We start from the raw sequence: 25130 nt of genomic DNA on the forward strand, positions 1-25130 counted from the left end.
CATGATTTTGTGGAACCGGTTTCCTATGTATCTCAGATAGCGCACGCTCCTCAGGTGCGATAACTAGCCAGTACCCTATTGATTAAACAGGATAAAATCCGATGTCTAAAAATTACGCAGCCCTGGCGAAGCAAATTCTGACGGCAACAGGCGGGGCGGATAACATCGCGGCTGTCACCCACTGTATGACCCGTCTGCGGTTTGTGGTCAAAGATAACGCGCGGGTGGACAGCGCCGCGCTGAAAAGCCTGAAAGGCGTGCTTGGCGTGGTGCGCAGCGACAACCAGTGCCAGGTCATTATCGGCAATACGGTATCGCAGGCGTTTCGCGAAGTGGTCAACCTCCTGCCGGACGATATGCGCCCCGCGGAACCTGAGGGTAAACCGCCGCTGACGTTAAAACGTATCGGCGCCGGGATCCTCGACGCGCTGATCGGCACCATGTCGCCGCTGATCCCCGCCATCATCGGCGGATCGATGGTCAAACTGCTGGCGATGATCCTTGAGATGAGCGGCGTTCTGCCTAAAGGTTCGCCCACGCTAACCATTTTGACCGTTATCGGCGACGGCGCGTTCTTCTTCCTGCCGCTGATGGTCGCCGCCTCCGCGGCGGTAAAATTCAAAACCAATATGTCGCTGGCGATCGCCATTGCCGGGGTGCTGGTCCATCCGAGTTTTATTGAGCTGATGGCGAAAGCGGCTCAGGGCGAGCACGTTGAGTTCGCCTTTATTCCGGTGACGGCGGTGAAATACACCTATACCGTTATTCCGGCACTGGTGATGACCTGGTGCCTGTCATATATCGAACGCTGGGTAGATAAAATTACCCCGGCGGTGACGAAGAACTTCCTTAAGCCGATGCTGATCGTGCTGATTGCCGCGCCGCTGGCGATCCTGCTGATAGGCCCGCTTGGGATCTGGATCGGCAGCGCCATCTCCGCGCTGGTGTACACCATTCATAGCTATCTGGGCTGGCTGTCGGTGGCGATTATGGGCGCCCTGTGGCCGCTGCTGGTGATGACCGGGATGCACCGCGTTTTCACCCCGACCATTATTCAGACCATTGCCGAAACCGGTAAAGAAGGGATGGTAATGCCGTCAGAAATCGGCGCCAACCTGTCGCTGGGCGGCTCATCGCTGGCGGTAGCCTGGAAAACCAAAAATCCGGAGTTGCGCCAGACTGCGCTGGCGGCCGCGGCCTCCGCCATTCTGGCCGGGATCTCCGAACCGGCGCTGTACGGTGTCGCGGTGCGCCTCAAACGTCCGCTGATCGCCAGCCTGATCAGCGGCTTTATCTGCGGCGCGGTGGCCGGTATCGCCGGGCTTGCCAGCCACTCGATGGCGGCACCGGGCCTGTTCACCAGCGTCCAGTTTTTCGATCCGGCTAACCCGATGACCATCGTCTGGGTCTTTGGGGTGATGGCGCTGGCGGTGGTGCTCTCCTTCGTGCTGACGCTGCTGCTCGGCTTTGAAGATATCCCGGTGGAAGAGGCCGCCGCCGATGCCCGAGCGCGCCAGACCACGACCCGGCCATCACACGTCTGAACACTATTTTTTTGCAAGCGAGGTAACGCATGTCGACTTTTCCACACGGCTTTTTATGGGGCGGCGCGCTGGCCGCAAATCAGTCTGAAGGAGGGTATCTCGAGGGCGGCAAAGGGCTGACCACCGTGGATACGCTGCCCCACGGCGCGAACCGCATGCCGGTAAAGCTCGGGCTGGAGAAGCGTTTTCAGCTACGTGATGATGAATTTTATCCGAGCCACGAGGCCATCGATTTTTATCATCGCTATAAAGAAGATATCGCTCTGATGGCGGAGATGGGCTTTCGCGTCTTCCGCACCTCAATTGCCTGGAGTCGTCTGTATCCGAATGGCGATGAGCTGGAGCCGAATCAAGCAGGGATCGCCTTTTATCGCTCGCTGTTTGCAGAGTGCAAAAAGTACGGGATTGAGCCGCTGGTGACCCTTTGCCACTTCGATGTGCCGATGCATCTGGTCATTGAATACGGTTCATGGCGCAATCGTAAAATGGTGGAGTTCTTTACCCGCTACGCCCGTACCTGCTTTGAAGCCTTCGACGGGCTGGTGAAGTACTGGCTCACCTTCAACGAAATCAACATTATGCTCCATAGCCCCTACTCCGGCGCCGGGCTGGTGTTTGAAGAGGGGGAGAACCAGGAGCAGGTCAAGTACCAGGCGGCTCACCACGAGCTGGTGGCCAGCGCGCTGGCCACCCAAATCGCCCACGAGGTCAACCCGCACAACCAGGTCGGCTGTATGCTGGCGGGCGGCAATTTTTATCCGTACTCTTGTAAGCCGGAAGATGTGTGGATGGCGCTGGAAAAGGACCGCGAAAACCTGTTCTTTATCGATGTGCAGGCGCGCGGTGCCTATCCGGTGTGGGCTGCGCGGGTATTCCGTGAAAAAGGGGTGGTGATAGCCAAAGAGCCGGGCGATGACGAGATTCTCAAGCATACCGTTGATTTTGTCTCTTTCAGCTATTACGCCTCGCGCTGCGCCTCAGCGGAGATGAACGCCAGTAACACCAACGCCGCCAATATCGTTAAGTCACTGAAGAATCCGCATATTCAGGCCAGCGAATGGGGCTGGGGCATTGACCCGCTTGGTCTGCGCATCACCATGAATATGATGTATGACCGTTATCAGAAGCCGCTGTTCCTGGTGGAGAATGGCCTCGGCGCCCGGGACGAGATCGACGCCAACGGCGAGATTCATGATGACTACCGCATCAGCTATTTGCGCGAGCATATCAAAGCGATGCGCGACGCTATTGCCGACGGGATCCCGGTGATGGGCTATACCAGCTGGGGCTGCATCGATCTGGTCTCCGCCTCTACCGGCGAAATGAGCAAGCGCTATGGCTTTGTGTACGTTGATCGCGACGATGCCGGTCACGGTACGCTGGCGCGTAAGCGTAAAAAATCGTTCTGGTGGTATAAGAAGGTGATTGCCAGCAACGGGGCGGATCTGGAGTAGCCTGTATTGCCGGGTGGCGGCTTGCGCCTTACCCGGCCTACACACTGCGATTGCACCGGCCGCCCTCCGGGGTTTTCCCTGCCTGCTCTGCGCTGCGCTTAGCCGGGCTACCAGGGTACTGTAGCCCGGTCAGCCCGTAGCCCGGCTACGCGTCAGCGCAAGCCGGGGGATACCGCCTCTTCGGCCGCCTCAAGCTGCGCAAATCCGCCGCTGCCCTGCCAGCCGTTAAGCTTCTGATACACCCGTTCGACCGCGTCCTTGATCGGCTGGGTCATCGGGTAATAAAAGCCGACGATATCCGGCTGAATCCCGAGAAAAATCACCTCGCCAACATCCTCTTGCAGCTGGTCAATCAGATAATTGAGCGGCATATTGTGGGTGGTCATCATAAACATTTCGGCGATATCGTCCGGGTCGACGAGACGAATTTCACCGGGGTTGAGCCCCATATCGGTAGCATCGACGATCAGCAGGCGATCGGGACGTAGCTCGCGAATGGCGACGATGTCGTTTTCCGGGGCGCTGCCGCCGTCAATCACTACCCATTCACCGACCGGGTTGGTGGCGCACATCTCCGCCAGCAACGGGCCTGCGCCGTCGTCGCCCATCATGCTATTGCCAACACAGAGTAAAACGTCAGTCACGGAGTCTCCTCACCATCAGGTAGATGGCGCTTTCCTGGTGAATATCATGCAGCATGCTGAGCATGGTTTTACTCCACGCCTGCTGTTCGGGGGTCTGCCGGGCCTGCGCTTTATCAAAGGCGTGGGCGAGCATCGTCACATGGTTGCTGTCGATCACAATCTCGCCGTACTTCGGCACGCCTTCCATTTTGCGCCGCGCGGCGCTGCCAGCTTCCAGCGTAGCTATCCACGCCAGATACTGTTCCCACGGGCAGCTCAGCGCCGTCTCCAGACAATCAATGACGCCGAGGTGGTGGCCAATCGCCAGGCTGTAATAGACCACCTGCTGCGCCTGATCCGGCGTGGAGTCGTTCTCATCAATAAATTTACGGCTCAGCTGACTGAACACCACCGTCTCGCTCATCGGATACGCGCCCCCTCGACCACCAGGTTCAGATGGGTGACTATCTCGGTCAGACGCGGATCTTTTTCCGCCTCCAGCCAGCGCACCACCTGGCTATCCCCCTGCGCCAGCAGGCGCATATAGTCATCGGCAATCTGACGCCCGTAGCGGTAACCCGCCAGGCGACGCGCTTCGCGGTCGATACGCACGCGCAGCGGTTGCACCATGCCGGGGTGGAGAATCTCCGCCGCTTTGTCATCCTGCTCGCCCGGCAGACGGGCATGTATTTTCTGTTCCAGCAGGCCCAGCGCCATGGCGAAGCCGTACAGCGTCGCGGCCGGGGTCGGCGGACAGCCCGGAATATAGACGTCCACCGGGACAATTTTGTCGGTGCCGCCCCACACGCAGTAAAGGTCGTGGAAAATACCGCCGCTGTTGCCGCAGGCGCCGTAGGAGATGCAGATTTTCGGATCCGGCGCCGACTGCCAGGCGCGCAGCGCCGGTGAACGCATGGCGCGGGTGACCGCGCCGGTAAACAGCAGAATGTCGGCATGGCGCGGTGACGGCACCACTTTGATCCCGAAGCGTTCGGCATCAAACAGCGGCGACAGGGTGGCGAAAATCTCAATTTCGCAGCCGTTGCAGCCGCCGCAGTCCACGCGATAGACATAGGCGGAACGCTTAATTTTCTTCAGCAGCGATGCCTTCATGCTGGCGATGGACTCCTCCACCGTCATCGGCAACGGAATGCCGTTTTCATCGCGCGGGCCCAGTAAATTGCTCATCAGCTGGCCTCTCTCATATGGCGAGTCAGTTCAATACGGTCGGACGGCACCAGGCACTTCTGGCGTTTACACTCCGGGCAGGTCTCGAAGCTTTCGCGATGCAGTTCAGCGCGCGTATCGCCGTTGTGCCTGAGCAGCGCGATAGCGTAGTCGATCTCTTTTTGTACGGCGAACGGGCGTTCGCACACCCGGCAGTGGCAGATGGCAAAGCGCGACTGCTGGAGGAAATCCTCTTTCTTCCATACCGCCAGCTCATACTCCTGCGACAGCTTGATGGCCGCCGTCGGGCATACCTCTTCGCAGCGGGCGCAAAAAATGCAGCGCCCGAGGTCGAACTGCCACGCCAGCTCGCGCGTCACCAGGTCCGTCGCCACCGTCAGCGCGTTCGACGGGCAGGCGTTAATGCAGGCCGCGCAGCCGATACACTGCTGCGGCGTATGTTCCGGTTTGCCGCGAAAGTTTTTATCTACCGGCATCGGCTCCAGCGGATAAGCGTGCGTCGCGTTGCCGGTTTTGATCACTTTTTTGATAAAGGTAAACATGGCGATTCCTTATTTCAGCGGCGAGTTTTTACGCTCGATGCTGTAGCGCTCCAGCTCTTTGTACGGCACCACTTTGCTTTTTTTCTTCCGCACATCGACCACGGTCATGCGGTCGGTACAGGAGTAGCACGGGTCGAGGCTACCGATAATCAGCGGCGCGTCGGAGACGGTGTTGCCGCGCAGCATATAGCGCAGGGTCGGCCAGTTGGCGTAGGTGGCCGCACGGCAGCGCCAGCGGTACAGTTTCTGGTTGTCGCCGGTCATGCTCCAGTGGATATCATCCCCGCGCGGCGCTTCCGAGAAGCCCAGCGCAAAACGGTGCGGGATATAGGTAAAGCCTTCCACCGCCAGCGGGCCGCCCGGCAGGTTATCGAGGCCGAAGTCGATCATATTCAGCGCAGTGTAGACTTCGTTGATACGTACCTTCAGACGCGAAATCACATCGCAACCCTGCTCGCTGTGCACTTCCATCGGCAGCAGGCCGTAACCGACAAACGGGTGATCGGCACGGGTGTCGCGGGCGTGGCCGCTGGCGCGTACCATCGGGCCGACGTTGCTGAAGTCGCGGGCGATTTGCGGGTCAAGACGACCGATGCCGACGGTACGCTGTTCCATATTCGGCGTACTGAGCAGCATATCCACCAGCTCCTGCACATCACGGCGCATCTGCTGCGCCAGCGCTCTTGTCTGGATCATGTCCTCTTTCAGCAGGTCGCGACGGATGCCGCCAATCAGGTTCATCCCGTAGGTTTTACGCGCCCCGGTGAGGATCTCCGCCATCTTCATTGACGTCTCACGCACGCGGAAGAACTGCATAAACCCGGAGTCAAAGCCGGTGAAATGGCAGGCGAGGCCGAGGTTCAGCAGGTGCGAGTGCAGGCGTTCCACCTCCAGCAGAATGGCGCGGATCATCTGCGCGCGTTCCGGTACCACGATGCCCATCGCATTCTCGACGGAAGTGGTATAGGCCGTACTGTGGGCAAAGCCGCAGATCCCGCACACCCGGTCCGACAGGAAGGTCACTTCGTTGTAGCCCATGCGGGTTTCCGCCAGCTTTTCCATGCCGCGATGGACGTAGAACAGGCGGTAATCGGCATCGATGATATTCTCGCCGTCAACGAACAGGCGGAAGTGGCCGGGTTCATCGGAGGTGACGTGCAGCGGGCCAATCGGCACCACGTTGTTTTTCTTGCTGCCCAGCTCGTTGATAAACTCGTAGGTCTCCGCATCGGTAGTCGGCGCCGGGCGCTGACGATAATCCATGCTGTCTTTACGCAGCGGATAGAGTTCATCCGGCCAGTCGTCCGGCAGTACCAGGCGACGCTCATCCGGCAGCCCTACCGGTATCAGACCGTACATATCGCGCACTTCGCGCTCGCCCCACACGGCGGCAGGCACGCGCGGCGTCACCGACGGATATTCCGGTTTGTCGGCATCCACTTCGACGCGCACGGTTATCCAGCAGCGGGTGCCCTGCTCCATCGACAGCACGTAATACACGGCATAATGGCCGTTAAGCTTACGTTCGTCGTTACCGAACAGCACCGACAGCCAGCCGCCCTGCTGGTAGTAGAGGAACTCCACGACTTCCGGGAGATAGTTGACCTTCACCGTCACGGTGAGCTGATCTTTGGTCTGCCAGGCCTCGTCGAGCACCACGCCCGGGAAGGCCTGATGCAGCGCGGCGAGATAGTGTTGACCGATTTTTTCTTCAGACATGCTCAAACTCTCTTAATCACGCCGCCAGCAAGGAGACGAAAGCTAAAAACGCAAAGCCAAAACCGGCCCAAGTGACGCGGGAAGTGGCACAAAAACGCAGACGCGCCATGCTGTTTTCAAACAGGGCGATAACCAGCACGCCCACCACCAGCTTGCCGATGGCGACGACCAGCGCCAGCAGCAGGCCGGCGACACTAAAGTGAGTCATCTGCCCCCACGGGATAAACACGCCGACAAACATCTGCAGCACCACCAATTGCTTGAGGCTGATGCCCCACTTCAGGACCGCAAAACCGCTGCCGCTGTATTCGGTCAGCGGCCCCTCCTGCAGCTCCTGCTCCGCTTCCGCCAGGTCGAACGGCAGCTTGCCCATTTCGATAAAGGTGGCAAATGCGCAGGCGCACAGCGCCAGCACCAGCGGTACCGAGTGGGCAGCGGGCCAGTGATAAAGGGTGTCGGTGATGCTGCTGATATGGGTGGAACCGGCGACCTGCGCCGTCACCCACAGGCCAAGCAGCAAAATGGGCTCCACCAGTACGCCAAGCATCGCTTCGCGGCTCGCCCCGAGCGCGGTAAACGGACTGCCGGTGTCCAGACCGGCGATAGCAAAGAAGAAACGGGCGATAGCAAACAGGTAAATCAGCGTGATCAGGTCGCCCAGCCCTGGCAGCGGCGAATCGACGGTGACGACCGGCAGCGCGCTGGCAATGGTCAGCATGACGCCTACCATCACATACGGCGTCAGGCGGAATACCCAGCCGGAGGCATCAGGACCGACGCTCTGACGACCCAGCAGTTTGAGGATGTCGCGATACTCCTGTAGCACCCCCGGTCCGCGGCGATTGTGCAGGCGGGCGCGCGCCACGCGGGTGAGCCCGGACAACAGCGGCGCGGCGGCGAACAGCGCCAGCGCCTGCAATAGTGCAATTAAAACGCTCATTCTCAGGCTCCTCGCGAAATGACAATAACCACCAGCGCCGCCAGCTCAACCAGCGCGATGCTGCGGAACAGCGCAGGCGCCGAGGCGCACTGCCAGCCGGGGATCAGACGCACCGGATTCAGCCAGTGACGCAATTTCAGCAGCGGCGCAAAGGCCTCTTTAACCGGCATGGCGAAACCATGAGCGGTGATGACCATCGATTTTTCATGGTCGTAGCCGCAGACCCATGCCGCACCGCGAGAGCGGGCCGGCAGACGGTCGCCTTTAAAGAAGATCATCAGCAGGAACGGCAGCAGCGGACAGGCCAGCAGCAGAATGGCGATCAGCGGCTGCGACACCACGCTTGCGATCTGCGCCTGCACCGGTAAAACCCTGATGACCAGGGTCAACAGCCACGGCGCGGCGACCCCGCCCGCCACGCAGCACAGCGCGGCGAGTACGACGCTTGCCGTCATCAGCCGCGGCGCGCAGGTGGCGCTCTCCGCCTCCGGAGTCCGCGGTGCGCCAAGGAAGGTGACGCCGTAGACTTTTGCCATACACATCACCGCCAGCGCGCCGGTTATCGCCAGGCCAACGGCCAGCAGCGGCCCAAGCAGGCGGCCGATAAAGGCGTCGCTGGTGCTCAGTTTGAAGAAGGACTGGTAGATAACCCATTCGCCGGCAAAACCGTTCAGCGGCGGCAGAGCGGCCATCGCCATCAGGCCGACCAGCATCGCCAGCGAAATCAGCGGCATTCTTTTCCCTATCCCGCCCAGTTTTTCGATATCGCGATGGCCGGTACGGAACCACACGGCGCCGGCACCGAGGAACAGCGTCGTTTTGAATAAACTGTGGTTGATCAGGTGGTACATCCCGCCGATAAAGCCCAGCGCCATCAGGCTATTGCTGTTGAGCGCCAGGCCGGTGACGAAGGCGCCAAGCCCCAGCAGAATAATGCCGATATTTTCCAGAGTGTGATAAGCCAGCAGGCGCTGAATATTGTGTTCCATCAGGGCATACAGTCCGCCGATCAATGCGGTGACCATCCCCACGACCAGCAGCAAGATACCCCACCACAGCGGCGGCGCGCTCCCGGCAAGCGAGACCGTCAGCATGCCAAACAGCCCCACTTTCATCACCACCGTGGAGAACAGCGCGCACGCCGGCGCGCTGGCCCCGGCGTGCGCCTGCGGCGCCCAACCGTGCAGCGGGATAACGCCCGCCAGCAGCGCGAAACCGACCAGCGCCGGTAGCCACATCAGCATATTTTGCGGGCCGTGGGCGGCGAGCAGGCCAATCTGCGCCAGGTCCAGGGTGCCGTACAACGACCACACCAGCCAGCAGCTCCACGCCATCAGCAGCGTTCCCAGGCGTCCCAACGCAAACCACAGCTTTGCCGATTGCGCGCAGCCGGTCAGAAATGCCCCGCACAGGGCCATTATCTCCGCCATCACCACCAGCGTGCCGAGGTTGGTCACCACCAGCGCACAGGTTGCCGAAGCCAGCAGCAGGTTCACCAGCAGGCCGTTGGCTTTTACCTGCGGATGGCGGTGCCAGGCAATATTAAACAGGGCGATGGGCAGGGCGCTGAGGCCAATGGCGAGCAGCCATAGCGCATTGATACCGTTGACCCTAACCGGCAAAGAGAGCATCGGCAGCATGCCGTCGTTCAGCCGTTCCGGGGTTATCAGCGTCGCGATAGCGGCGACGATCAGCATGGCGCTGGCCACCGCGCCGCCGATCCCGGCAATCGCCCCGCTTAACGGTTTTCTCTGGGTAAAGATAAATGCCAGCACGCCGCTGACGGCATACCACAGCACCGCCTGGTTCACTAAAGAAATCACGCTCATTTCACGCCCTCCGGTTGCGACTGAAACAGCGACATATCGCCGAGGTCGGTATTAAAGGTCAGCTCACGCTTGCGCTTGCTGGCCTGGGCGATATCGCGGATATCCACCAGCAGCAGCGCTTTCGTCGGACAGGTACGCACGCAGGCCGGTCCCTGCTCATCGAAATGGCACAGATCGCATTTCACGGCGATAGCGCGTACACCGGGCACCCAGTCGAGCAACGAACTGACGCGAGCTGGCGCCGGGGGCGCAGCGGGCGCCATCGGGGTATTGGCGTTGGCCGGAATATCGAGCGCACGGCTGCCGGAAAATTCAATCGCCCCGAACGGGCAGGCAATGGCGCACAGCTTGCAGCTTACGCACAGGCTTTCATTCAGCTGAACCGCGCCATCGACGCGATTGATAGCATTAACCGGACACACCGCGGCGCAGGGGGCATCTTCGCAGTGGTGGCACATTTGCGGCGCCGATTCTTTTTCATTACGCATGACCTGCAGTCGCGGCATGGCCTGCAGGCCGTGCTGGCGATGCGTTTCTGAGCAGGCGGCTTCGCAGGTGCGGCAGCCGATACAGACGGTGGAGTCAGCAATTACAAAACGGTTCACCGGGCAATCCTCGGGTGAAAGTCATTTTTGACGAAATCAGGGAGTTCAGCTGTCATTTTCGACACCTGTCGACACCTTACGATTAATGGGCCAGCGCCAGATGGCTTAAATCCACCGGCTGGTCGTGTTCCATGGCGTCATACAGACGGTCATAGACGCTGGCAATAATGGCCAGATAATGTTCCAGCACCTGTTCGCGCGAACGGTTGCTGAACCGGCCGTCAACAGTGCCGTCGGAAGCCAGCGTTGCCTGAGCAATCAAGCGTTTATCTTCACCATTGCGCGTTTCGACGTAGTACTCGATGGTGTGGTTGTTGAACCCTTCCGCCAGCGCGACATACACCTGAAAATGTTCAAACAGGACGAAGCACAGCTCTTTATCCGGCGCACAGCTCATCGCATGATGCAAACGCGCTTTTGACAGGGTGATGCCCTGAACCAGCGAATTGCAGTACTGACGCCACTGATCCTGATAGCGACGGTGACGGTCGGCGATGTAGTCCGCCTTTTCACTTATTTCCCAAATAGTCATCTCGGTGTCCCCGGTTGCATGAGATGCACCGTACAAGCATTTTCCATGCCAAAATTTAATTAATTGATATTTAATGATTTTAATAAAAGGCCCGCGCCGTACTGACATGTCGATGACATCCGTCAGCTGTCGTCATCGACAGTTCATCCGACAGTAGAGATGACCTGGCATCGTTATTGCATATATGGCCCATCGCGATACGGAGGCGACCATGCACGAAATCACTCTTAGCCAGCGGGCGCTGGAAATTATTGAACAGCAGGCGCAGCAGGCCGGCGCGCGTCGGGTGACCGGCGTGTGGCTGAAGGTCGGCGCATTTTCCTGCGTGGAAGCCAGCGCATTGACCTTCTGTTTTGAGCTGGTGTGCCGCGGCACGCTGGCGGAAGGCTGCGAACTGCATATTGCCGAACAACAGGCCGAATGCTGGTGTGAATCCTGCCAGCAGTACGTGCATCTCATCTCGCAGCACGTGCGGCGCTGCCCGCAGTGCCAGAGCGACACCTTACAAATCGTCGCCGACGACGGCTTACAGATCCAACGAATAGAAGTAAGCCCCGACTGATTCGGGTTGTTTCCGACGAGACCAAAACAACGTGAACGATGACGGGACAGATCAGGAGTAAACTATGTGTACCACTTGCGGCTGTGGGGAAGGCAACCTTTATATCGAAGGTGATGAGCATAACCCCCACTCGGCGTTTCGCAGCGCCCCCTTCGCGCCAGCCCCGCGCCAGACCATGACGATTACCGGCGTCAAAACCGATAGCTTCTCCCCCACCCGCTCAGAGAGTGGCGACCTGCACTACGGCCACGGCGAGGCAGGAACCCACGCGCCGGGCCAGAGCCAGCGCCGGATGCTCGAGGTGGAAATCGACGTGCTGGATAAAAACAACCTTCTGGCGGCCCGCAACCGCGCACGCTTTGCCGCGCACGGCCAGCTGGTGCTGAACCTGGTCTCCAGCCCCGGCTCCGGCAAAACCACGCTGCTGAGTGAAACCCTGCTGCGGCTGAAAGGAAAAACCGCCTGCGCGGTCATCGAAGGCGACCAGCAGACGGTCAACGACGCCGCGCGCATTCGCGCCACCGGCACCCCGGCTATTCAGGTCAATACCGGCAAAGGCTGCCACCTTGATGCGCAGATGATTGCCGATGCCGCCCCGCGTCTGCCGCTGGCGGATCATGGCATTCTGTTTATTGAAAACGTCGGCAACCTGGTGTGCCCGGCGAGCTTCGACCTCGGCGAACGTCACAAGGTGGCGGTGCTGTCGGTCACCGAAGGCGAAGATAAGCCGCTGAAGTATCCGCATATGTTCGCCGCCGCCAGCCTGATGCTGCTAAATAAAATCGACCTGCTGCCGTACCTCAACTTTGATGTTGCGAAGTGCCTTGCCTGCGCGCGCGAGGTCAATCCCGATATTGAGATCATTATGCTGTCCGCCACCAGCGGCGAAGGCATGGATAAATGGCTCAGTTGGCTGGAGGCGCAAACATGTGCATAGGCATTCCGGGGCAAATCTGCGCCATTGACGGCCATCTGGCGAAGGTCGAAGTGTGCGGCATCCAGCGCGAAGTCGATCTGACGCTGGTGGGAAGCGTGGATGAACGGGGGCAGCCGCGCCTCGGCCAGTGGGTACTGGTCCACGTGGGCTTCGCCATGAGCATCATTAATGAAGCGGAAGCCCGCGATACCCTTGAGGCATTGCAAAATATGTTTGACGTCGAGCCTGACGTGGGCGCGCTGCTGTACGGCAAGGAGCGATAATGCGTTTTGTTGATGAATATCGCGCGCCGGAGCAGGTGATGCAGTTGGTTGAGCATCTTCAGGCGCGCGCGCATCTGCTGCCTCATACCGCCGGGCATCCGCTGCGCATTATGGAGGTGTGCGGTGGCCATACGCACGCCATCTTTAAATTCGGTCTCGACCAGTTGCTGCCGGAGAATATCGAATTTATTCACGGCCCCGGCTGCCCGGTCTGCGTCCTGCCGATGGGGCGAATCGACACCTGTATCGATATCGCCAGCCGCCCGGGGGTGATTTTCTGCACCTTCGGCGACGCCATGCGTGTGCCCGGTAAAAACGGCTCCTTGCTGCAGGCGAAATCCCGCGGCGCCGATGTGCGGATCGTCTATTCACCGATGGATGCGCTGAAGCTGGCGCAGCAGAACCCACAACGGGAAGTGGTGTTCTTCGGCCTCGGTTTTGAAACCACCATGCCCGCTACCGCGCTGACGCTGCGTCAGGCTCGCGAGCGCAACGTGGATAACTTCTTCTTTTTTTGTCAGCACATCACCCTGCTCCCGACCCTGCGCAGTCTGCTCGACCAGCCTGATAACAGCATCGATGCCTTTCTTGCTCCGGGCCATGTCAGTATGGTCATCGGCACCGAGGCCTACGGATTTATCGCCAGCGACTACCGACGTCCTTTAGTGGTGGCTGGTTTCGAACCTCTTGATCTACTGCAAGGCGCGGTGATGCTGGTTGAGCAGACAATAGCGCAGCGCAGCCAGGTCGAAAATCAGTACCGCCGCGTGGTGCCTGATGCAGGCAACCCGCTGGCGCAATCGGCGATTGCCGACGTTTTTTGCCTGTCCGGCGATAGCGAGTGGCGCGGGCTGGGGGTCATCAACAACTCCGGCGTGCGCCTGACGCCCGCCTATCAGCGCTTTGACGCTGAAGCCCATTTTCAGCCGGCGCCGCAGCGCGTCTGCGACGATCCGCGCGCGCGCTGTGGCGATGTGCTGACCGGCCGCTGTAAGCCGCATCAGTGCCCGCTGTTTGGCCAAGTCTGTAACCCACAAAGCGCGTTTGGCGCGCTGATGGTCTCATCAGAAGGCGCTTGCGCCGCCTGGTATCAATATCGCAGTCAGGAAAATGAAGTATGAAAAGCGTCCAGTTAGCGCACGGTAGCGGGGGTCAGGCAATGCAGCAGCTGATCGCCTCCCTGTTTATGCAGGCTTTCGCCAACCCGTGGCTGGCGGAGCAGGAAGATCAAGCGCGTCTCGATCTGGCACAACTGACCGCTCAGGGCGATCGTCTCGCCTTCTCCACCGACAGCTACGTTATCGATCCGCTGTTTTTCCCCGGCGGCGACATCGGCAAGCTGGCAGTATGCGGCACCGCCAACGACGTGGCGGTCAGCGGCGCTCTGCCGCGCTACCTCTCCTGCGGATTTATCCTCGAAGAGGGGCTGGAGATGGCCACGCTGGAACGCGTGGTCAACAGCATGGCCCGTACCGCGCAGGCCGCTGAGATAGCCATCGTCACCGGCGATACCAAAGTCGTGCCGCGCGGCGCGGCGGATAAACTGTTTATTAATACCGCCGGGATCGGCGCTATTCCGGCGGGTATTCGCTGGGGGGCGCAGCAGATTGCTCCCGGCGACGTGCTGCTGGTCAGCGGCACGCTGGGCGACCACGGCGCCACCATTCTCAACCTCCGCGAACAGCTGGGACTGGACGGCGCGCTGTCCAGCGACTGCGCGGTGCTGACGCCCTTAATTCAGACGCTGTGCGCTATTCCCGGCATTAAAGCGCTGCGCGATGCGACCCGCGGCGGAGTGAACGCCGTGGCTCATGAATTTGCTGCCGCCAGCGGCTGCGGTATTGAGCTGCACGAACAAAAGCTGCCGGTGAACGAGACCGTGCGCGGGGTGTGCGAACTGTTAGGCCTGGACGCGCTTAACTTCGCCAATGAAGGCAAGCTGGTGATTGCCGTCGCCCGGGAAGCGGCTGAGGCCGCGCTGGCGCAGCTTCAAAGCCACCCGCTTGGCCGCCGCGCCGCGATTATCGGCGACGTGGTCGAGCGTGCCGGGGTGCGTACGATCGGCCTGTACGGCGTGAAGCGGACGCTGGACCTTCCCCACGCCGAGCCGCTGCCGCGGATTTGTTAACGGGGCAGGTTCCCGGATTGCGGCTGACGCCTTATCCGGGCTACCGGCTGCCGCGGATTTGTGAACGGGAACGGGTTCCCGGATTGCGGCTGGCGCCTTATCCGGGCTACCGGCTACGTACGGACCCGTAGCGCGGCTAAGCGCAGGATTGTAGCCCGGCTAAGCGCAGCGCGAGCCGGGAAAAGCCAGCATCATTATCCGGCCCAAATCCGCGGGCAGCTACGGATGGGTTGGCAGCGGCAACAACCGCTTTATTAACATACTATTATTTGTGTCATCACTTTCTTACGCGCCGCTTTGCAGGTGCGTTTTGGACCTCAGTAATGTCGTATACACCATTGGGCGATTTCGGGCAGCAAGGGCTATTCGATATCACCCGCATTTTATTACAGCAGCCCGATCTGGCGGCGCTGAGTGAAACGCTGACCCGCCTGGTGCAGCAATCCGCGCTGGCGGATCGGGCGGCGATTATTCTGTGGAACGCCGGGAACCATCGTGCGGCAAGGTACGGCTGTGACGAAGCGGGCCTGCCGGTCAGCTACGAAGATGAGACCTTACTGGCGCACGGGCCGGTGCGTCGCCTGTTGTCGCGTCCCGATGCGCTGCACTGCGACAAGGCGACCTTTGTCGAGGCCTGGCCTCAACTGGCCAGCAGCGGACTCTATCCACCGTTTGGCTATTACGGCCTGCTGCCGCTGGCGGCGGAAGGCCGCATCTTTGGCGGCTGCGAGTTTATCCGTAACGACGCCCGACCGTGGAGCGAGAAAGAGTTCCAGCGGCTGCATACGTTTACCCAGCTGGTTGCGGTGGTGACTGAGCAGATCCAGAGCCGGGTCAGCAATAACGTCGATTACGATTTGTTGTGCCACGAGCGCGACAACTTTCGCATTCTGGTTGCTATCACTAACGCCGTGCTCTCCCGACTAGATATCGACGAGCTGGTCAGCGAAGTGGCCAAAGAGATTCACCACTATTTCCGCATCGACGCGATCAGCGTGGTGCTACACAGCAGCCGCAAAGGCAAACTGAATATCTACTCGACCCATTATCTCGACGCCAGCCATCCGGTTCACGATCAGAGCGAGGTGAATGAAGCCGGTACGCTGACCGAACGGGTGTTCAAAAGCAAAGAGATGCTGCTGCTCAATTTGCACGAGCACGACTCGCTGGCCCCGTATGAGAAAATGCTTTTTGAGATGTGGGGTAACCAGATTCAAACCCTGTGCCTGCTGCCGCTGATGTCCGGCAATACGCTGCTGGGCGTGCTGAAGCTGGCGCAGTGCGATGAGAAGGTGTTCACCACCACCAACCTCAAGCTGCTGCGGCAAATTGCCGAGCGCGTGTCGATCGCCGTTGATAATGCCCTCGCCTACCGCGAAATTCAGCGGCTAAAAGAACGGCTGGTGGATGAGAATCTGGCGCTCACCGAACAGCTGAATAATGTCGAGAGCGAGTTTGGCGAAATTATTGGCCGCAGCGAAGCCATGCACAGCGTACTCAAACAGGTCGAGATGGTCGCCCAGAGCGACAGTACCGTCCTGATCCTCGGCGAAACCGGCACCGGCAAAGAGCTGATTGCCCGCGCTATTCATAACCTCAGCGGACGTAACGCGCGGCGAATGGTGAAGATGAACTGCGCCGCGATGCCCGCCGGGCTGCTGGAAAGCGATCTCTTCGGCCATGAGCGCGGCGCGTTTACCGGAGCCAGCGCCCAGCGTATCGGCCGTTTCGAACTGGCGGATAAAAGCTCGTTATTCCTCGATGAAGTGGGCGATATGCCGCTGGAACTTCAGCCGAAGCTGCTGCGGGTTCTGCAGGAACAGGAGTTTGAGCGCCTCGGCAGCAACAAGCTGATCCGCACCGATGTCCGGCTGATCGCCGCCACCAACCGCGATCTCAGGCAGATGGTCGCCGATCGCGAATTTCGCAGCGATCTCTACTATCGCCTGAACGTCTTTCCGATCCACCTGCCGCCACTGCGCGAGCGTCCGGACGATATCCCGCTGCTGGTCAAAGCGTTTACCTTTAAAATCGCCCGCCGCCTCGGGCGCAACATCGACAGCATTCCGGCAGAAACCCTGCGCACGCTGAGCCGCATGGAGTGGCCGGGCAACGTTCGTGAGCTGGAAAACGTGATTGAACGCGCGGTGCTGTTAACCCGCGGTAGCGTGCTGCAATTGTCGCTGCCAGAGATGAATATCGACGCGGAGACGATAACGGCGGAGGTGCTTGCGCAAGAGGGCGAGGATGAATATCAGCTGATCGTCCGGGTGCTGAAAGAGAGCAACGGCGTGGTTGCCGGGCCGAAAGGGGCGGCGCAGCGGCTGGGGTTAAAGCGTACGACACTGCTTTCGCGCATGAAACGTCTGGGTATTAACAAAGATGAGCTAGTATAAATCCGGTAGTCAATTAATCAGCCACACAAGGAGATTTTATGGCGATATCAGCACGTAACCAGCTGACCGGTACGGTCAGCGCAGTTGCCGCCGGCGCGGTCAACGATGAAGTGGAATTGACCCTTGCGGGCGGCGCAAAACTGGTGGCGATCGTCACCCACAGCAGCAAGGAGGCGCTGGGTCTGGTCGCCGGTAAAGAAGCCATCGCGCTGATTAAAGCGCCGTGGGTCACGCTGGCTACCGAGGATTGCGGTCTGAAGTTCTCCGCACGCAACCAGTTTGCCGGTAGCGTCACCCGCATCACAGAAGGGGCGGTCAACGCAACGGTGCACATCAAAACCGACGCGGGTTTCGATATCGTCGCCGTCGTCACCAATGAAAGTCAGGAAGAGATGAAGCTGGTCGAGGACAGCCGGGTGATTGCGCTGATCAAAGCCTCTGCCATTCTCATCGCCACCCGCGCGTAATCCGCTGCAAACGCCGCTTCACACGAAACGGCGTTCTTCGAAACATCTTGCCACTTTCCCCGCGACAGACGGTTTCCACGGCGTCACCCTCAACTTACAAATAATAATCATTTTCATTTATAAATAGCCTGTGCTATATAACATAGCAATGGCTATAACAGATGATTAATTAACCACATTGATGTGAGGGATCCTATGCTACACCTGCCGCCTCTGAAGCACCTGCTCTTTACCGTTCTGCTGGGCCTGCTGGCGATCGCCCCGGCTCAGGCCAGTGAAAAATTCAAAGTGATCACCACCTTTACGGTGATTGCCGATATGGCGCAAAACGTCGCCGGGGAGGCGGCCGAGGTCAGCTCGATTACCAAACCCGGTGCCGAGATCCACGAATACCAGCCGACGCCCGGCGATATAAAACGCGCCCAGGGGGCACAGCTGATCCTCACCAACGGCCTGAATCTCGAACTGTGGTTCGCCCGCTTTTATCAGCATCTGAACGGGGTCCCGGAAGTGGTCGTCAGCGAGGGCATTCAGCCAATGGGGATCAGCGAAGGCCCCTATAACGGCAAACCCAACCCCCATGCGTGGATGTCGGCGGATAACGCGCTGATCTACGTCGATAATATTCGTGATGCGCTGGTCAAGTACGATCCGGTGAATGCGCAGACCTATCGTCAAAACGCCGCCGTTTATAAAGAGAAAATCCGCCGGACCATGGCGCCGCTGAAGGCGGAGCTGGCGAAACTACCACAAGAGAAACGCTGGCTGGTCACCAGCGAAGGCGCGTTCTCCTACCTGGCCCGCGACAACGGGCTGAAGGAGTGCTACCTGTGGCCAATCAATGCCGACCAGCAGGGCACGCCGCAGCAGGTACGTAAAACTATCGATATCATGAAAAAAGAGCATATCCCGACTCTCTTTAGTGAAAGTACCATTTCAGATAAACCGGCGCGCCAGGTGGCGCGGGAAGCCGGCGCCCACTATGGCGGCGTGCTGTATGTTGACTCTCTGAGCGCCGCCGATGGCCCGGTTCCGACCTATCTGGATCTGCTGCGGGTCACGACGCAAACCATCGTCCAGGGCATCAATGACGGGATGAGGAAACAGCCATGAGCGCTGATATGCCGGGCCTCGCGGTCAACCGGGTCAGCGTGACCTATCGCAACGGTCACACCGCGCTGCGCGATGCCACCTTCAGCGTCCCGTGCGGCTCAATTGCCGCGCTGGTGGGCATCAACGGTTCGGGAAAATCGACGCTGTTTAAAGCGCTGATGGGCTTTGTTCACCTGGCCCATGGCGAGATTGCCATACTCGGCCAGCCGGTTCATCGCGCGCTGCGCCAGAATCTGGTGGCCTATGTCCCGCAATCAGAGGACGTTGACTGGACCTTTCCGGTACTGGTAGAGGATGTCGTCATGATGGGCCGCTACGGGCATATGGGCTGGCTGCGGCGGGCCACAGCCCATGACCGGGAGGTTGTTGATGCGGCGCTGGCCCGCGTCGGGATGAGCGACTATCGCCACCGGCAAATCGGCGAGCTGTCCGGCGGGCAGAAAAAACGGGTGTTCCTTGCCCGCGCCATCGCTCAGCAGGGCAAGGTCATTCTGCTGGATGAGCCGTTTACCGGCGTTGACGTCCAGACCGAAACCCAAATCATCGCCCTGCTGCGCGAGCTGCGTGATGACGGCTGCACGCTGCTGGTCTCGACCCACAATCTCGGTTCGGTCAGCGAGTTTTGCGATTACACGGTGATGGTCAAAGGTACCGTGCTGGCCAGCGGGCCGACGGAAACGACCTTTACCGCCGCCAATCTCGAACTCGCTTTCAGCGGCGTGCTGCGCCACGTGGTGCTCAGCGGCGGCGAAGAGCAGATTATCACCGACGATGAACGGCCGTTTATCAGCCGCCGGACGACGGGAGGTGAAGGATGAGCTGGCTGATCGAGCCGTTCGGCTATCAGTATATGCTGAATGCAATGTGGGTCTCGGCGCTGGTGGGCGGCGTGTGCGCCTTTCTCTCCTGCTACCTGATGCTGAAAGGCTGGTCGCTGATTGGCGATGCTCTCTCCCACTCCATCGTACCGGGCGTGGCGGGAGCCTATATGCTCGGCCTGCCCTTCGCCATCGGCGCTTTTCTCTCCGGAGGGCTGGCGGCGGGGAGCATGCTGTTTCTCAACCAGCGTTCGAAGCTCAAAGAGGATGCCATTATCGGCCTGATTTTTTCGTCGTTCTTCGGTATCGGGCTGTTTATGGTGTCGCTCAACCCTACCTCGGTGAATATCCAGACCATTATTCTCGGCAATATCCTGGCGATCGCCCCGGAAGATATTATTCAGCTGGCGGCCATCGGAGCGATTTCCATGGCGCTTCTGCTGCTGAAATGGAAAGATCTGATGGTGACCTTTTTCGATGAGAACCACGCCCGTTCCATTGGCCTGAACACCACGGCGCTGAAGCTGCTGTTCTTCACCCTGCTGGCGGCCTGTACCGTGGCGGCCTTGCAAACCGTGGGCGCCTTTCTGGTCATTTGTCTGGTGGTCACCCCGGGAGCGACTGCCTGGCTGCTGACCGACCGCTTTCCGCGCCTGCTGGCGATTGCCGTCGCGATTGGCAGTCTGACCAGCTTTTTCGGCGCCTGGCTAAGTTACTATCTGGATGGCGCCACCGGCGGCATTATCGTCGTGGCGCAGACCTTGCTCTTTCTGCTGACCTTTGTCTTTGCGCCAAAACACGGCCTGTTGGCCAACCGCCGCCGCGCCAGGGAGGCCTCATGTTGCTGAGCACGCTTCTCGAACCGTTGCAGTTTTCGTTTATGGTCAACGCCATGCTGGTGGCGGTTATCGTTGCCATTCCCTGCGCGCTGCTGTCGGTTTTTCTGGTGCTGAAAGGCTGGGCGTTGATGGGCGATGCGATGAGTCATGCGGTCTTTCCCGGCGTGGTGGTGGCCTATATTCTCGGCATTCCGTTCGCCATTGGCGCCTTTGTTGCCGGGCTATTCTGCGCCATCGCGACCGGTTATCTCGACGATAACAGCCGCATCAAGCGCGATACCATTATGGGCATTGTCTTTTCCGGCATGTTTGGCGCCGGGCTAGTGCTGTATGTCGCCATTCAGTCCGAAGTCCATCTCGACCATATTCTGTTTGGCGACATGCTGGGGATTTCCGCCAGCGATATTGGGCAAACGTCGGCGATTGCACTAGTAATTGCGCTGATTATCGGACTAAAGTGGCGTGACTTTCTGCTTCACGCCTTCGATCCGCATCAGGCTAAAGCCAGCGGGTTACGCTGCGGCCTGCTGCACTACGGACTGCTGTGCATGATTGCCCTGACCATCGTGGCGACGCTCAAAGCGGTGGGAATTATTCTGTCAATCTCGCTGCTGATTGCCCCCGGCGCCATTGCTCTGCTGCTGACCCGGCGTTTTATCCGCGCGCTGCTGCTGGCGGTGGCGATTGCGGTGAGCTGTTCGCTGGGCGGCATGTGGCTGTCGTTTTACCTGGATAGCGCCCCGGCACCGACCATCGTGGTGTTGTTTACCGCGCTGTTTATTATCACCTTTGTCTGGAGTTCGGTTCGCGATAAGCGAACCACGGCCCACTCCGGCGCCGCCTCGGGTCGCGGCTGACGCCTTACCCGGGCTAATTTACTGCTGATTGCCCCGGCACCGACTCTCGTAGTGTTGTTTACCGCGCTGTTTATTATCACCTTTGTCTGGAGTTCGGTTCGCGATAAGCGAACCACGGCCCACTCCGGCGAGGCCCCGGGTCGCGGCTGACGCCTTACCCGAGCTACTTTACTGCTGATTGCCCCGGCACCGACTATCGTGGTGTTGTTTACCGCGCTGTTTATTATCACCTTTGTCTGGAGTTCGGTTCGCGATAAGCGAACCACGGCCCACTCCGGTGAGGCCCCGGGTCGCGGCTGACGCCTTACCCGGGCTACTCCGACCGACCGCACGCAGTGTAGCCCGGCTAAGCGCAGCGCAAGCCGGGAAAATTACCGCGGCTTTTTAGGCCGGTATTTTTGCGGAAGCTCTGGCACGGGACGTCGGTCATCAATCAGGTGGCGAATCGTCAGAATCGGATGGCGCCAGAGCATTCGCGGCCCGGCCCAACGCATGATTTGCTTCATTTCTTCGCGTTTTGCCGGCTGATAGCAATGGACCGGGCACTGCTTACAGGCCGGTTTCTCTTCGCCAAACACGCACTTATCCAGCCGCTTATCGGCATAGGCGTTCAGCGCCTGATAATGTTCCACATCGGCCTGCGCGTCCGGGCAGCGGCGCTGATAGAGCGAAATCATGCTGCGGATAGTCTTTTTTTCCCGGTCGATACGTTGACCCGCCATGGCGCTTCTCCATCAATAAAGATGCAAAAATAATACACCTTTATAGCCTCTGGCGCAGCCGTTTTCCCTGGCGCTTACGCCGGATCGGCTGACTTATCGACGTGGCCCAGCGACTTCTCCGGGAAACAGACATCCCGTACCCGGCGCTTAAGCTCCGCCGCGTCCGGGAAACCCTCATCCTGCTTGCGATCCCAGATTTGTACGTCGTCGACGGTAATAGTGAAGATGCCGCCGGTGCCCGGGGCCAGCGTGACCGAGCCGATATCGGTACTGAACGTATGCAGCAGCTCCTGCGCCATCCAGCTGGCGCGCAGCATCCAGTTGCATTGGGAGCAATAGTTGATCGTAATCGCGGCTTTGTGACTCATGATTTTCTCGCTGTATCTAAAAGGACTGATTGTAAACAACTTGCAGATTAAATGAGGAAGACATGATTATTTTGTTGCAAATGATAATACATATCATTACCATTCGCAATTATAAATCATGGAGAAAAAGAGTCCGCTAACGGAAGCAACGGGACTCGCCTGCAAATCTGGAAGTAACGCGTGAGCCGATACTAATAATTATCAAGGCGTGGCTACTATGTATAAATCCACTCACTCACCGGCCTGGTTTAAGAAAAGCCTGCTGGTGACTTCGTTGCTTGCAGCAATCTATCAGACGACCGCCGGGGCAGCTGATACCACCGCACACACCACCACCACCAGCAATGCATCATTGGATAGCTCCGAGCAGATGACCGTCACCGCACCCGCTCCTCTGCTTAAAGCCGGCAGCGAACATTCGGTCAGCACGCAGGAGTTGCAGGACAAAGGAGCCAAAGATTTTGGTTCCGTCATGCGTTATGAACCCCTGATCGGCGCAACCGGCGCCAGCGGCGGCTCGGGTAATGGCAAAAGCGGCTTCGACCGCGGTGGCTATACCGGTTATAACATTCGCGGGCTGGAAAGCAACCGCGTAGGGATTGATGTCGACGGCATCGCGCAACCGGATGCGACCGGACGCGGCTACGTCGGCCGTGCCGGTCTGAATACCTTTGGCATCGGACGCGATTACATCGACCCGTATATGTACGGCAGCATCCATATTCAGTCCGGCGCCACCTCGACGGAAACCGCCAACACCGCTATAGGCGGCAGCGTCTCCTTCCAGCCGAAATCCGCCGATGACTACCTGCATCCGGGGAAAACCAGCGCCTTCGGCTACCGGAGCGGCTACGACTCAGCTGACCGCAGTTGGCATAACGGCGTGACGGTGGCCGGCGGAGATGAAACCCTGCGCGGTATTTTCGTCTACAGTCGCCGTGATGGTCAGGAAACGGCAAATAACAGCGATAAGATTGACGCCTATCCGGCCAACTGGCACTCCGATGCCTTTATGGCCTCCGGCATCTGGCAGCCGAATGATGACCACAAGCTGACCAGCACGCTCGACTACTACCATAAAACCAACCATAGCCATTTTGACAGCTGGGATAACAACGGCAACAGCATCACTGGCGAGGCCAACCAGACCAGCCAGACTCGTCGCTGGGGCATCAGTCTGAAAGACGACTGGACGCCAATGAATGACTACCTCGACAGCATGTCGACCAAAGTCTACTACCAGCACACCGAGGCCCATGACTGGACCTGGATGCCGGACAGCACCGCCAGAGCCATGGAAACGGTCAACTCCAACTACGATACCGACACCTGGGGCATTCAGACTACGCTGGCGAAATCCATCGGCCGCCACGACCTGAGTGCCGGACTCAACGCCAGCACCATCAAAACCCAGCGTCCGTTCAGCCAGTCACCGGCCCCGAGCATCTACAGCGAAATCATGCAGCCGGAAGCCGACAACCGGGGCTACACTCTGGGCGGCTTCGTTCAGGATAAGATCAACTTCGATCTCGACAGCCACAACTTTGCCGTGATCCCCGGCGTGCGCGTGGTGCATCAATCTACCAAACCGGAGAGTCTCGGCGATCTGACCACCAACAGCAGCGTGTTGACGGAGTCCTCCGTCGCCAGATTGTATGGCAAAAACGCCGATACTCAGGTGCTGCCGTCCCTGACGTTCCAGTACGATATCACTCCGCATACCATGACCTACCTGCAGTATAAACGCGGTGCCGAGTTCCCCAATGCCAGCCAGCTGTACGGCTCCTGGAACCTCGGCTCCAGCTACGCCGGACGAGCGCAGTATGCGTTGATCGGTAACACCGATCTGAACACGGAAACCAGCGACAACGTCGAGTGGGGCTTAAAAGGCGAAGTGGTCGAAGGGATCACGTTGCGCACCGCCCTGTTCTACAACAACTACAAGAACTTCATCGCCTATAGCCGCTATACCCGTTCTGGCAATCCGGACCATTTCACCAACGTCCCGTCGAATATCTATACGATTTATCAGGCGGAAAACCGCGATAAAGCCTATATCTACGGCGGCGAAATCAGCGCCAAATTCAACTTCGGCAGCTGGTTTGACGAGGTTAACGGCCTGAGCGCGACGCTGGCCTATGGCTATAGTGAAGGGAAATCGAAATCCAGCTATCTCGGCGACAAGTATATCGACCTCGACAGCGTGGCGCCGATGAAGGCTATCGTCGGCGTGGCCTGGAATGATCCGGCGAAGCGCTACGGGACCGCGCTGACTGCCACCTTCGTGAAAGGTAAGCAAGCCAGCGCCACTAACCGCGAAAGCTATATCAACACCGGTGCCGCTATTACCAACGCCTCCAGCGAATACATGCGTGTGCCAGGCTACGGCATGCTGGACCTGACGGCCTGGTGGCAGGTGGCGAAAAACGTGCGGCTTAACGGCGGCGTTTACAACATTACCGACAGGCAATACTGGGATTACCTGAGCAGCCGCAATATTGAGACATCGACGAATCAGGACGCCTACGATAAAGCGCTGGCGACGATGCCGGGCCGGACCTGGCAACTGGGCGTCAACGTCGATTTCTGATGGCCCGCAGAATAATCCATCCCATGGATTTCAGCCTGCCGGCGGGAGTCGCGATACGCAGACTCAGGTGAGTGATCCGACAGCCCGCGCGCAT

General features: G+C 59.2%; 25 protein-coding genes and 1 pseudogene. 15 read left to right on the forward strand and 11 right to left on the reverse strand.

The window, feature by feature from the left end; translation table 11 throughout:
* Positions 1 to 101 precede the first annotated feature (101 nt).
* Together ascF and FNY10_RS19700 are read left to right on the forward strand one after the other, a co-directional pair.
* Positions 102 to 1544 carry a PTS cellobiose/arbutin/salicin transporter subunit IIBC gene (gene ascF, locus FNY10_RS19695; protein WP_100686467.1) on the forward strand — a complete coding sequence of 481 codons (1443 nt, stop codon included), beginning with the start codon at positions 102 to 104 and terminating at the stop codon, positions 1542 to 1544.
* A 29-nt stretch (positions 1545 to 1573) separates the two neighbouring features.
* On the forward strand, positions 1574 to 2998 hold the full coding sequence (locus FNY10_RS19700) for a 6-phospho-beta-glucosidase (RefSeq protein ID WP_131048931.1): 1425 nt from the start codon (positions 1574 to 1576) through the stop codon (positions 2996 to 2998).
* Between the two features lie 152 nt (positions 2999 to 3150).
* On the opposite strand, the gene hycI is transcribed toward FNY10_RS19700, so the two are convergent.
* The 9 genes from hycI to hycA all read right to left on the reverse strand — a co-directional run bounded on the left by hycI (position 3151) and on the right by hycA (position 10976).
* Positions 3151 to 3642, reverse strand: coding sequence for a hydrogenase maturation peptidase HycI (hycI, locus tag FNY10_RS19705; RefSeq protein ID WP_160703145.1), 492 nt, complete (start codon positions 3640 to 3642; stop codon positions 3151 to 3153).
* Entirely contained in the window at positions 3635 to 4045 is a 411-nt protein-coding gene (locus FNY10_RS19710; RefSeq protein WP_141963714.1) for a formate hydrogenlyase maturation HycH family protein, read from the reverse strand. Before FNY10_RS19710 ends, hycI begins: the two co-directional genes overlap by 8 nt.
* Positions 4042 to 4809, reverse strand: a complete 768-nt coding sequence (locus FNY10_RS19715; RefSeq protein ID WP_100686463.1) for an NADH-quinone oxidoreductase subunit B family protein — start codon at positions 4807 to 4809, stop codon at positions 4042 to 4044. Before FNY10_RS19715 ends, FNY10_RS19710 begins: the two co-directional genes overlap by 4 nt.
* Positions 4809 to 5351 (reverse strand): formate hydrogenlyase complex iron-sulfur subunit, encoded by a 543-nt coding sequence (locus tag FNY10_RS19720; protein ID WP_131048934.1) that lies wholly within the window; start codon positions 5349 to 5351, stop codon positions 4809 to 4811. Before FNY10_RS19720 ends, FNY10_RS19715 begins: the two co-directional genes overlap by 1 nt.
* A gap of 9 nt (positions 5352 to 5360) precedes the next feature.
* Positions 5361 to 7070, reverse strand: a complete 1710-nt coding sequence (gene hycE / locus FNY10_RS19725; protein ID WP_032690989.1) for a formate hydrogenlyase subunit HycE — start codon at positions 7068 to 7070, stop codon at positions 5361 to 5363.
* A gap of 16 nt (positions 7071 to 7086) precedes the next feature.
* Entirely contained in the window at positions 7087 to 8010 is a 924-nt protein-coding gene (locus FNY10_RS19730) for a respiratory chain complex I subunit 1 family protein (protein WP_131048935.1), read from the reverse strand.
* A 2-nt stretch (positions 8011 to 8012) separates the two neighbouring features.
* On the reverse strand, positions 8013 to 9839 hold the full coding sequence (gene hycC, locus FNY10_RS19735; protein WP_160703147.1) for a formate hydrogenlyase subunit 3: 1827 nt from the start codon (positions 9837 to 9839) through the stop codon (positions 8013 to 8015).
* Positions 9836 to 10444, reverse strand: coding sequence for a 4Fe-4S dicluster domain-containing protein (locus tag FNY10_RS19740; protein ID WP_100686459.1), 609 nt, complete (start codon positions 10442 to 10444; stop codon positions 9836 to 9838). The genes hycC and FNY10_RS19740 overlap by 4 nt, the downstream gene beginning before the upstream one ends.
* Positions 10445 to 10526: 82 nt before the next feature.
* A complete protein-coding gene (hycA, locus tag FNY10_RS19745; RefSeq protein WP_100686458.1) occupies positions 10527 to 10976 on the reverse strand; it encodes a formate hydrogenlyase regulator HycA in 450 nt (149 codons plus the stop codon).
* A gap of 211 nt (positions 10977 to 11187) precedes the next feature.
* Between hycA and hypA the strand changes: the two genes are divergently transcribed.
* From hypA to FNY10_RS27390, 12 genes and pseudogenes are all read left to right on the forward strand, one after another.
* Positions 11188 to 11538: a hydrogenase maturation nickel metallochaperone HypA gene (gene hypA, locus FNY10_RS19750; RefSeq protein WP_131048937.1), complete on the forward strand. Its 351-nt coding sequence runs from the start codon at positions 11188 to 11190 to the stop codon at positions 11536 to 11538.
* A gap of 64 nt (positions 11539 to 11602) precedes the next feature.
* Positions 11603 to 12475: a hydrogenase nickel incorporation protein HypB gene (gene hypB, locus FNY10_RS19755; RefSeq protein WP_160703149.1), complete on the forward strand. Its 873-nt coding sequence runs from the start codon at positions 11603 to 11605 to the stop codon at positions 12473 to 12475.
* Positions 12466 to 12738: a HypC/HybG/HupF family hydrogenase formation chaperone gene (locus FNY10_RS19760; protein WP_160703151.1), complete on the forward strand. Its 273-nt coding sequence runs from the start codon at positions 12466 to 12468 to the stop codon at positions 12736 to 12738. Before hypB ends, FNY10_RS19760 begins: the two co-directional genes overlap by 10 nt.
* Positions 12738 to 13859 (forward strand): hydrogenase formation protein HypD, encoded by a 1122-nt coding sequence (gene hypD, locus FNY10_RS19765; RefSeq protein ID WP_141963698.1) that lies wholly within the window; start codon positions 12738 to 12740, stop codon positions 13857 to 13859. Before FNY10_RS19760 ends, hypD begins: the two co-directional genes overlap by 1 nt.
* On the forward strand, positions 13856 to 14866 hold the full coding sequence (gene hypE / locus FNY10_RS19770) for a hydrogenase expression/formation protein HypE (RefSeq protein WP_131048941.1): 1011 nt from the start codon (positions 13856 to 13858) through the stop codon (positions 14864 to 14866). Before hypD ends, hypE begins: the two co-directional genes overlap by 4 nt.
* 323 nt (positions 14867 to 15189) lie before the next feature.
* Complete coding sequence (flhA, locus tag FNY10_RS19775; RefSeq protein WP_202395326.1) at positions 15190 to 17262, forward strand: formate hydrogenlyase transcriptional activator FlhA; 2073 nt, start codon at positions 15190 to 15192, stop codon at positions 17260 to 17262.
* A gap of 38 nt (positions 17263 to 17300) precedes the next feature.
* Positions 17301 to 17729: a TOBE domain-containing protein gene (locus tag FNY10_RS19780; protein ID WP_131048943.1), complete on the forward strand. Its 429-nt coding sequence runs from the start codon at positions 17301 to 17303 to the stop codon at positions 17727 to 17729.
* Between the two features lie 195 nt (positions 17730 to 17924).
* Complete coding sequence (locus FNY10_RS19785) at positions 17925 to 18842, forward strand: metal ABC transporter substrate-binding protein (RefSeq protein WP_160703153.1); 918 nt, start codon at positions 17925 to 17927, stop codon at positions 18840 to 18842.
* Positions 18839 to 19660 (forward strand): manganese/iron ABC transporter ATP-binding protein, encoded by an 822-nt coding sequence (locus FNY10_RS19790; protein ID WP_160703155.1) that lies wholly within the window; start codon positions 18839 to 18841, stop codon positions 19658 to 19660. Before FNY10_RS19785 ends, FNY10_RS19790 begins: the two co-directional genes overlap by 4 nt.
* Positions 19657 to 20508 carry an iron/manganese ABC transporter permease subunit SitC gene (gene sitC / locus FNY10_RS19795; RefSeq protein ID WP_160703157.1) on the forward strand — a complete coding sequence of 284 codons (852 nt, stop codon included), beginning with the start codon at positions 19657 to 19659 and terminating at the stop codon, positions 20506 to 20508. The genes FNY10_RS19790 and sitC overlap by 4 nt, the downstream gene beginning before the upstream one ends.
* Entirely contained in the window at positions 20499 to 21356 is an 858-nt protein-coding gene (sitD, locus tag FNY10_RS19800) for an iron/manganese ABC transporter permease subunit SitD (RefSeq protein ID WP_416309032.1), read from the forward strand. The genes sitC and sitD overlap by 10 nt, the downstream gene beginning before the upstream one ends.
* 180 nt (positions 21357 to 21536) lie before the next feature.
* Positions 21537 to 21656: pseudogene (locus tag FNY10_RS27390) on the forward strand (metal ABC transporter permease); the annotation flags it as partial.
* 71 nt (positions 21657 to 21727) lie between these two features.
* Here the strand turns inward: FNY10_RS27390 and FNY10_RS19810 are convergent.
* Positions 21728 to 22078 carry a nitrous oxide-stimulated promoter family protein gene (locus FNY10_RS19810; protein WP_141963686.1) on the reverse strand — a complete coding sequence of 117 codons (351 nt, stop codon included), beginning with the start codon at positions 22076 to 22078 and terminating at the stop codon, positions 21728 to 21730.
* 74 nt (positions 22079 to 22152) lie between these two features.
* Entirely contained in the window at positions 22153 to 22446 is a 294-nt protein-coding gene (locus tag FNY10_RS19815; RefSeq protein WP_160703159.1) for a SelT/SelW/SelH family protein, read from the reverse strand.
* 217 nt (positions 22447 to 22663) lie between these two features.
* Here FNY10_RS19815 and FNY10_RS19820 point away from each other — a divergent pair, with 217 nt between their 5' ends.
* Positions 22664 to 25036: a TonB-dependent receptor domain-containing protein gene (locus tag FNY10_RS19820; RefSeq protein ID WP_160703161.1), complete on the forward strand. Its 2373-nt coding sequence runs from the start codon at positions 22664 to 22666 to the stop codon at positions 25034 to 25036.
* Positions 25037 to 25130 lie beyond the last annotated feature (94 nt).

The organism is Klebsiella sp. Lac1, from assembly GCF_009825425.1.
Classification (GTDB): Bacteria; Pseudomonadota; Gammaproteobacteria; order Enterobacterales; family Enterobacteriaceae; genus Klebsiella; species Klebsiella electrica.

What these genes read in the sequence shown, in the direction of transcription:
- FNY10_RS19785 (WP_160703153.1), top strand. Translation starts at nt 17,925, where the DNA reads ATGCTACACCTGCCGCCTCTGAAGCACCTGCTCTTTACCGTTCTGCTG.
- hypD (WP_141963698.1), top strand. Translation starts at nt 12,738, where the DNA reads ATGCGTTTTGTTGATGAATATCGCGCGCCGGAGCAGGTGATGCAGTTG.
- FNY10_RS19820 (WP_160703161.1), top strand. Translation starts at nt 22,664, where the DNA reads ATGTATAAATCCACTCACTCACCGGCCTGGTTTAAGAAAAGCCTGCTG.
- FNY10_RS19715 (WP_100686463.1), bottom strand. Translation starts at nt 4,809, where the DNA reads ATGAGCAATTTACTGGGCCCGCGCGATGAAAACGGCATTCCGTTGCCG.
- FNY10_RS19700 (WP_131048931.1), top strand. Translation starts at nt 1,574, where the DNA reads ATGTCGACTTTTCCACACGGCTTTTTATGGGGCGGCGCGCTGGCCGCA.
- FNY10_RS19815 (WP_160703159.1), bottom strand. Translation starts at nt 22,446, where the DNA reads ATGAGTCACAAAGCCGCGATTACGATCAACTATTGCTCCCAATGCAAC.
- FNY10_RS19760 (WP_160703151.1), top strand. Translation starts at nt 12,466, where the DNA reads ATGTGCATAGGCATTCCGGGGCAAATCTGCGCCATTGACGGCCATCTG.
- hypA (WP_131048937.1), top strand. Translation starts at nt 11,188, where the DNA reads ATGCACGAAATCACTCTTAGCCAGCGGGCGCTGGAAATTATTGAACAG.
- FNY10_RS19790 (WP_160703155.1), top strand. Translation starts at nt 18,839, where the DNA reads ATGAGCGCTGATATGCCGGGCCTCGCGGTCAACCGGGTCAGCGTGACC.
- ascF (WP_100686467.1), top strand. Translation starts at nt 102, where the DNA reads ATGTCTAAAAATTACGCAGCCCTGGCGAAGCAAATTCTGACGGCAACA.
- sitC (WP_160703157.1), top strand. Translation starts at nt 19,657, where the DNA reads ATGAGCTGGCTGATCGAGCCGTTCGGCTATCAGTATATGCTGAATGCA.
- FNY10_RS19730 (WP_131048935.1), bottom strand. Translation starts at nt 8,010, where the DNA reads ATGAGCGTTTTAATTGCACTATTGCAGGCGCTGGCGCTGTTCGCCGCC.
- sitD (WP_416309032.1), top strand. Translation starts at nt 20,499, where the DNA reads ATGTTGCTGAGCACGCTTCTCGAACCGTTGCAGTTTTCGTTTATGGTC.
- FNY10_RS19810 (WP_141963686.1), bottom strand. Translation starts at nt 22,078, where the DNA reads ATGGCGGGTCAACGTATCGACCGGGAAAAAAAGACTATCCGCAGCATG.
- hycA (WP_100686458.1), bottom strand. Translation starts at nt 10,976, where the DNA reads ATGACTATTTGGGAAATAAGTGAAAAGGCGGACTACATCGCCGACCGT.
- flhA (WP_202395326.1), top strand. Translation starts at nt 15,190, where the DNA reads ATGTCGTATACACCATTGGGCGATTTCGGGCAGCAAGGGCTATTCGAT.
- FNY10_RS19720 (WP_131048934.1), bottom strand. Translation starts at nt 5,351, where the DNA reads ATGTTTACCTTTATCAAAAAAGTGATCAAAACCGGCAACGCGACGCAC.
- hycE (WP_032690989.1), bottom strand. Translation starts at nt 7,070, where the DNA reads ATGTCTGAAGAAAAAATCGGTCAACACTATCTCGCCGCGCTGCATCAG.
- FNY10_RS19710 (WP_141963714.1), bottom strand. Translation starts at nt 4,045, where the DNA reads ATGAGCGAGACGGTGGTGTTCAGTCAGCTGAGCCGTAAATTTATTGAT.
- hypB (WP_160703149.1), top strand. Translation starts at nt 11,603, where the DNA reads ATGTGTACCACTTGCGGCTGTGGGGAAGGCAACCTTTATATCGAAGGT.
- hypE (WP_131048941.1), top strand. Translation starts at nt 13,856, where the DNA reads ATGAAAAGCGTCCAGTTAGCGCACGGTAGCGGGGGTCAGGCAATGCAG.
- FNY10_RS19780 (WP_131048943.1), top strand. Translation starts at nt 17,301, where the DNA reads ATGGCGATATCAGCACGTAACCAGCTGACCGGTACGGTCAGCGCAGTT.
- hycC (WP_160703147.1), bottom strand. Translation starts at nt 9,839, where the DNA reads ATGAGCGTGATTTCTTTAGTGAACCAGGCGGTGCTGTGGTATGCCGTC.